This window comes from Mucilaginibacter sp., from assembly GCF_036383575.1.
Lineage (GTDB): Bacteria > Bacteroidota > Bacteroidia > Sphingobacteriales > Sphingobacteriaceae > Mucilaginibacter.
The window spans coordinates 1-7490 of the sequence record NZ_DASVOB010000738.1 but is presented as its reverse complement, the minus strand read 5'-3'; the positions used below and the strand labels follow the sequence as shown (position 1 = coordinate 7490).

The window sequence follows — 7490 nt, the reverse complement described above, 5'->3', positions numbered from 1 at the left end:
GATGTCGTAGAAGCTTTTGTTCAAATCAAGCTTAAGCTTACTGATTTCTGTGCGTTTGGTTTCGAGCTGAAACTTTTGTTTCTCAAAATCGGTTTGGGTGGCCGATTTATCCAGCGTTAATATCGATTGACCAGCTTTGATCTTATTACCTGCATCCATCAGCGCGCTTTTTATAGATGCGTTTATCGGGCTGGTGATGATCTCTTCAAACTCCGGTAAAACCTCGCCGGTAGCATTTATGGTATTTTCGATATTGGCTATCTCAACTTTGGCAGTAGTTATTTCAGACCGGGTGATGGTTGATTTAATATATCCCCGCAAAAGCATTACGGCCAGCACCAAAACAGCTATGCTGCTGATGATGACAACCGCACCTTTTTTGCGTTTGGAAGCTGTAACTTCAAGTGTAATTTCCTTATCCATTATAATAAATTTGGATGAGGTTTTGCAAGAGCTATACCAATATTAAAACACTAACTACCAATAAATTACAATATTTTAACTTTCAAAAAGTGATCGATATCGGACAAAATATTTGATATCGACCATAAATTAAATTACGACAAAGGGCCTGTCCGTTTTTTACAGACAAGCCCTTAATCTTAATTATTTTAATTTTAGTTGACCTTAACGTCGAATTTCCCGTTAGTTACAACCTTATACTTAGCGGCTCCACTACCGCCACCACCTATAACAATGGTATTGGTAAGGTTGCCTTTAAATGTACCCTGGTAAACATTTCCGCTGGCCGAAGTGATATTCACGGTCACTATTTTAGTGTCATCGCTGTCGTCATTAAAATAGTCATCATCTTTTCCTGAGTAAAGTAACAGCGCCTTATCGTCGTCGCTGGCAGCTGTTGAGGTATAGGTTTTACCGCTTGTAATATTACCGGGTAAGGTAATGGAAAGTGTGTCTTTATTATTTGTGCCCTGAATATTGGTAAAAGATTGATTATCAACAACAGCCTTAACAGCCACTACATTGGCAAAATTAATAGTGGTACCATCCACATTAGCCGAAAGCGTGCCGGTAATGGAAGTTCCCTTTTCTTTAGTACAGGCGTTTAACATAAACATACCGGCAATAAAAGCTAACAATAACGCAGGTTTTCTAATCTTCATGATAATTATATAATTATTATATTTAATTACGATACGTGTATTTGTATAAATATGTTACAAATATAATTTCATATCTCCTGTTATACAGCGAAAAACACCTTATCATACTTATAGATCATCTGCACTGGGCAGGTGTTTCCTGATCTTCCCCAGCAGGTCATCAATTTCAAAAGGTTTTGCTAAAAAGTCGTCGGCACCGGCATCATAGGCCGACCGTTCAATATCACGGCTTGCCGAGATCATGATAATAGGGATACTTTTGGTAATATCGTCATTTTTTAGTTTGCGGCAGATATCGCGCCCATCAAAACCCGACATCCAAATATCCAGCAACAGGAGGTCGGGAAACTCCGTTTTCATATCTAAAATAGTCGCGCCATTTACTGTCGACGAAACCTGGTAACCTTCAAAATCAAGTATGATCTCCACCGCATCCACAATCCCCGGATCATCGTCCGCTATCATGATCTTTTTTGTATTTTCCACTTACCCCCTAATCCACAAAAATCAAGCCCATATGGCACCAGGAAGCACTTTATTTACATAAAGTTGAGTGGATCAGGTTGTCAGTGGATCAGGCCGCCTTACAAACAGGCCATTAACTTAAAAATCAGAGTAATCTGCCGGTCGAAGAAAGATAATATCGGCATGTGAAACATTATGCTGGTACTCAGCTTTAGCCGAAAGTGTTTTCCAGTAAGCATCTTTCCCAAAAGTGTCCCAATGCCTGTCCCTGTCTTCTTTACTGTTAAAAGTGGTCATGTACATTAAATTAGGCATATGGCTGCCTGCAATAACCTCCGAATAAAAAACAGCATTAAAACCAAGCCTTTTAAAAAGGCCTATTTCATCGCCCACATTAAACATGGTTACTTTGTTTACATTGTATTTTTCGGTAGGACTTTCATAACTGCGCAATTCGTAAACCCTGTCGGCTTTGTTAGCCGTAAGGTTTGGAACTGCTGTTGAAGGCATCCCCGGAAAGGCCTGTAATATAATTGTTTCCAAACGGGTGTAAGGCTGCTCATTATATGCAGCATCAATGTATTCCTTTCCATCGGCAAGATATGTGGCATCGGCCTGCAACTTTTGATCAATACCTATTAACTTATCCCATGACTGAAAGGGCGCAAATACGTATAACAACTTTGCTGTGTCAACCTGCGTAACTGGTTTAAACACGCCAACGTTTTTAATACCAGCCCTGTGCAGCGCGGGAATATAAGCCTGTTGTAAATACTTTTCAATTGTATTTTCCTGGGCTGTGGTTTTGTAATGATATATTTTAAGCTGATAATAATTACGTGCCGGCGCAAAGCCAAATGCTGTAGCAACAATAAAAAAACAGGCTAAAAAAGCGATAGAAGATCTAAAAAAAGGATTCATAATGGGCGAAGGTTTTCGGAGTAAATATAACCTCATTTCAGCAAAGTAGTATTAAGCCCGTTTATATATTTACCCCATTTTTCAAGCATCTCCATTAAATCCGAAAGCTTCATGGGCTTGCTCAGGTAATCATTCATCCCGGCATCCATGCATGCCTGTCTATCTTCGGGCATAGCGTTTGCAGTCATCGCAATAATTACCGGCTGGTCATGCATATTACTGCGGATAAAGCGTGTTGTTTCCAGGCCATCCATATCAGGCATCTGCACATCCATCAAAATGAGGTTATAGTGTTTTATTACCATGGCGTTTAGTGCAACATGGCCATTTTCGGCGATATCGGCACTATAGCCCATTTTACTTAACATATGCATAGCAAGCTTCTGATTTATTAAATTATCCTCGGCTATAAGGATGCTCATGGGGTAATTTTTAGCAAAATCTTTTGAAAAAACTGCCTGCACAGGCTGATACTCCGCTTTAATATTACTACCAGATTTGAGCTGTTCAACAATATGCTTGTGTAAAAGGTTATGCTTTGTAGGCTTGGTCAGTACCGCGTTAAATACGTTATCATCCCGTTTACTTTGCTCGCTGCCTATCGAGCTTAACAATACAATGGGTATTTCAGGAAATTTCTGCTTTACTTGTTTAGCCAGCTGCAGGCCATCCATTTCGGGCATGCTCATGTCTGTTATCAAAAGGTCAACTTGTTCGCCCTGATCATTAAGTACTTTTAATGCTTCTGTTGCTGATGCCACAACCACAGGATCATATTTCCACTGTCTCAGCTGTGTATCAATAATATCGCGATTAGTAGCATTATCGTCAACAAATAAGATCCGTTTATTTTCAAGCTCGGCAAGGTTAAGGTGAACATAATTTCGCTTTACATTTTGTCCCACTTTTGATTTTAAGGTAAACGTAAAGGTAGTGCCCCTGCCCATTTCGCTTTGTACACTGATCTCGCCGCCCATCAGCTTAACCAATTTCTCGCTGATAGCCAATCCCAAACCAGTGCCTCCATATTTACGCGTTGTGCTTGAATCAACCTGCGAAAACGGCTTAAACAAACGCTCCAGTTTATCATCGGCAATACCGATGCCTGTGTCCCTTATTTTAAAGATCAATTCCAGATCGTCCCCTTTTTGTTCCTTTACCCCTACCCGTATAAAAACCTCGCCCTGGGTTGTAAACTTTACAGCATTACCTACCAGGTTAATGAGGATCTGACGAAGACGTATCGAATCGGAAATAATTTGCACCGGTACGTTGTGCTCCACCTGGTAAACCAGGTCGAGATTTAAACGGGATGCCTTTTCGGCAAAAACATTCAAAACTCCTTCTATACAGTCGCGCAGGTCAAAATCCTCTTCATCAAGCTCCATATTGCCCGATTCAATTTTGGAGAAATCGAGAATGTCATTGATAACCGTTAACAAGGCGTCGCCGCAATTTTTTATGGTTTCGGTATATTCTTCCTGCTCGGTTGTGAGTTTTGTGCTGGCGAGTAACGTTGCCATGCCTATAACACCGTTCATCGGTGTCCGGATCTCGTGGCTCATGGTAGCCAGGAAAATACTTTTGGCTTTATTGGCATTCTCTGCCTCTTCGCGCGCTTTTTCGGATGCTTCGCGGGCCAGGCGTTCGTTCGCTGTCATTTTCACCAGGCTTTCGGTACGTTCCTTTACCTGGCGTTCCAGTACGGTTTTCTGTGCCTTGAGAAACTTAACCCGGTATTTAAAAATGGAGTATAATAAAGCAATTATGGCTGCGGCAGCAATTAACTTAAACCACCACGTTAACCAAAACGGAGGTACAATGGTGATCTTCAACCCATCTGTAACCGGCGACCATAACCCTGATGTATTCTGATATTTCAATTTAAAAGTGTATTCGCCTGGGGGCAAATTGGTGTACGAAGCAGTATTCCTGCTACCAACGTTATTCCAATCCGAATCAAAATTTTCGAGTATATAGCTGTATTTCTTTTTGTCAGATGAAGAATAATCAAGCGCCGCATACTGTAATGTGATCACCGATTGCTTATACGATAGCCTGACCGACCGTGTATCGCTTATATCCTCTTTTAAAGGGGATGGGTCATCCTTGTCGCGGGCAATTTTTACGGTTTTATTAAACAATTGAAAATTGGTGATCACCAGGGGCATAAAGGCCGATGGTTTTAAAATCTGCTCAGGGGTAAAGGAATTGTAACCATTGACGCCCCCGAAAAAGATCCTGCCTTCTTTTGTTTGCAGGGCCGAATGTGATTTAAATTCCTCATCCTGCAAACCATCCTCAATGGTGTAGTTTTTAAAAGTGTGATTAACCGGATCATAGTTAGACAAGCCATTATTGGTACTTACCCATATCGAGCCCAGCTTATCTTCACGTACGGCATAAATTACATCACTTGGCAAGCCATTTTTTGTAGTGAATACGGTAAAATGTTTAGTAACCGGGTTAAAAAGATTAAGCCCTGAAAGCGTACTGATCCAGATTTGGCCTTTGCTATCCTCAAACAAATCGGGGATGCTGTTATTGCTAATGCTATTACGCTTTTCGTCATGCTGAAAACGGGTGAAGGTGCCGGTTTTCCTGTCCATCAAATTTAACCCGGCGTCAAAAGTGCCCACCCAAAGGTTATCATTATGATCTTCAAGTAATGAATAAGCCCTGTCACTGCTGATACTTTTAGGGTCATTGGGATCATACCGAAACGCCGAAAACGTGCCCGATTTTTCATCAAATAAATCAAGCCCTCCATTGTAAGTACCTGCCCAGGTACGGTCATCACGGGTTTGGAGAAGCGCATAGATGTTATTATTGCTTAAACTACCGGGCTTTGCGGCATCATGCTTAAAGGTAGTAAACCTGCCCGTTTTAGGATCCAAACGACACAAACCATCTCCCCATGTGCCCATCCAGAAATTACCTTTCAAATCCTGGGTAATCTTCAGCACATAATTCCCGCACAGGCTGTTGGGATTAGCCGGATCATTCACATAGTGTTTAACGGTGCCATCCTTGTTAAACACGTTAACACCTCCGCCATCGGTACCTATCCAAATATTGCCGTACTGATCTTCATGCAGGGAAAGTACGAAATTATTGGCCAGGCTATTTGGCGATGAGTTATGCCTGAAATGCGAAAAGCTTTCTGTGCTGCGCTTATATAAGTTAATGCCCCCGCTAAAGGCTCCAAGCCACATATTGCCCATCCTATCCCGGCAAATACTGTAAATGGAATTACCATTCATGCTGCCTTTGTCAATATCATCATGCTTATAGGCTGTTATTTTGCCGGTAACAGTATTGAGGATATTAACGCCATTATTTTCAGAACCTATCCACAAATTACCATTCAAATCCATTCCTAAGGCCAAAATGGTATTGCCCGAAATACTATTGGCATCTTTATCATTATGGAGATAACGCTTAAATGTACCCGTTTCAGCAGTAAATAAATTAAGACCGCCATCCTCGGTACCTATCCACAACCGATTGGAGATATCTTCATAAATGCAGCTTACATAGCTTCCTGAAAGACTTGTGTTTACTCCTGGCTGATTTTGGTACCGGGTAAAAGTTCCGGTTTTTCTATCAAATAAGTTAAGACCACCGCTTAAGGTGCCCACCCATAAACGATGTTTTGAATCTTCTTTAAGTGCGGTTACATCATCATCGCTTAGCGAAGACGAGTTTGTATCGCTATGTTTATAATGGGTGATCTTATTGTTAGGAATATCAAACCGGTCAAGGCCGCCTTTTTGACTTGCTACCCATAAAATACCCTCATGATCAAATATCAGCCGGTTTACAAGATTACTTGAGATGCTGTTAGGATTGGCGCTGTCATGAAAATAATGCACGAACTTGCCCGTTTTACGATCAAGTTTATTCAGGCCAAAAAGTGTAGCCAGCCATATGTTACCATCTTTATCTTCGGCAAGATCCGATACGAGGTTGCTGCTTAACGAATTATCATCCTGGATGCTGTGTTTGTAAATCACAAAGCCATACCCGTCATACCGGTTAAGGCCGTCACGGGTACCTATCCACATAAAGCCCCTGCTATCCTGAATTATAGTACTTACATTAATCTGCGATAAGCCCTCCCGGGTACCTATATGCTCAAATTTAAGGTTCCTATCCTGCGAAAACCCATTTTGGGCAACCAATAAGGCAACCACGATAGACAAATATTTATAAATATTCACAATAACGGGCGGTGTTGAGTTTTTAATGATCCCAGAAAATTCACCTCTTAAAAAGAGAAGCAAAATGGCTTATAGTTAACTTATACGGCCATATTATTTATAAGTTTAAAATAGGCAAAAAAAAGCAACAAAACAGATATACTATTAAGCAAATCGCTTTTGGATTTAAAACGATAAATGGAAAATTTCCACACTAATTTTAACGTATTAATCGAATTGCACGAATTTTTAATTGGTATTGATTTAAGATTTGTGTGATTCGATTAATTGCGGAAGATTGAAAAGTATTCTTGTAGAAGTTTCTCGGTATAGGATATCTACCGATGGCAGGCTAAACCCACACCAACAAAAAAGCCTCCCGGCAATACCGGAAGGCTTATCATATTTTCAAAAGGCTGCGTTGCTTATAGCTCTCTCACCCAAATATTACGGAAACTAAGCGGTTCGCTTTTATCGCCGTGGGCTTGTAATTTTATCGGCGAAGCGCCATGTTTTTTACCTTCGTACGATGGTTTACCTATGTACTGTGTAGGACCAAGCAGCTCGAAGTTGTTTTCAACCAACACACCGTTAAAGAACACGGTTGCCCTTGCTGCCGATTTCAGTGAACCGTCCTCGTTAAATACCGGGGCAGTCCAGATCACGTCATAAACATTCCACTCACCAGGTTTGCGGCCTGGGTTTGCCAATGGAATCACCTGCTTGTACAAGCTGCCTGCCATGCCGTTAACATAAGTTTTGTTTTCGTATGAATCTA

The 7490-nt window shown here is 41.1% G+C and carries 5 protein-coding genes and 1 pseudogene; all 6 read right to left on the bottom strand.

Annotated elements, in window-relative coordinates; all coding sequences use genetic code 11:
• A pseudogene (locus VF500_RS26570) lies at positions 1 to 423 on the bottom strand (efflux transporter periplasmic adaptor subunit); the annotation flags it as partial.
• Between the two features lie 194 nt (positions 424 to 617).
• Positions 618 to 1124 (bottom strand): hypothetical protein, encoded by a 507-nt coding sequence (locus tag VF500_RS26565; RefSeq protein WP_330862563.1) that lies wholly within the window; start codon positions 1122 to 1124, stop codon positions 618 to 620.
• 108 nt (positions 1125 to 1232) lie between these two features.
• Positions 1233 to 1610, bottom strand: a complete 378-nt coding sequence (locus VF500_RS26560) for a response regulator (RefSeq protein WP_330862562.1) — start codon at positions 1608 to 1610, stop codon at positions 1233 to 1235.
• A gap of 117 nt (positions 1611 to 1727) precedes the next feature.
• Complete coding sequence (locus tag VF500_RS26555; RefSeq protein WP_330862561.1) at positions 1728 to 2510, bottom strand: NIPSNAP family protein; 783 nt, start codon at positions 2508 to 2510, stop codon at positions 1728 to 1730.
• A 32-nt stretch (positions 2511 to 2542) separates the two neighbouring features.
• Entirely contained in the window at positions 2543 to 6733 is a 4191-nt protein-coding gene (locus VF500_RS26550) for a hybrid sensor histidine kinase/response regulator (protein ID WP_330862560.1), read from the bottom strand.
• Positions 6734 to 7137: 404 nt separating this feature from the next.
• Positions 7138 to 7490 (bottom strand): DUF1080 domain-containing protein (locus VF500_RS26545; protein ID WP_330862559.1); only part of this gene is annotated, 353 nt, incomplete at its 5' end.

What these genes read in the sequence shown, in the direction of transcription:
- VF500_RS26565 (WP_330862563.1), bottom strand. Translation starts at nt 1,124, where the DNA reads ATGAAGATTAGAAAACCTGCGTTATTGTTAGCTTTTATTGCCGGTATG.
- VF500_RS26555 (WP_330862561.1), bottom strand. Translation starts at nt 2,510, where the DNA reads ATGAATCCTTTTTTTAGATCTTCTATCGCTTTTTTAGCCTGTTTTTTT.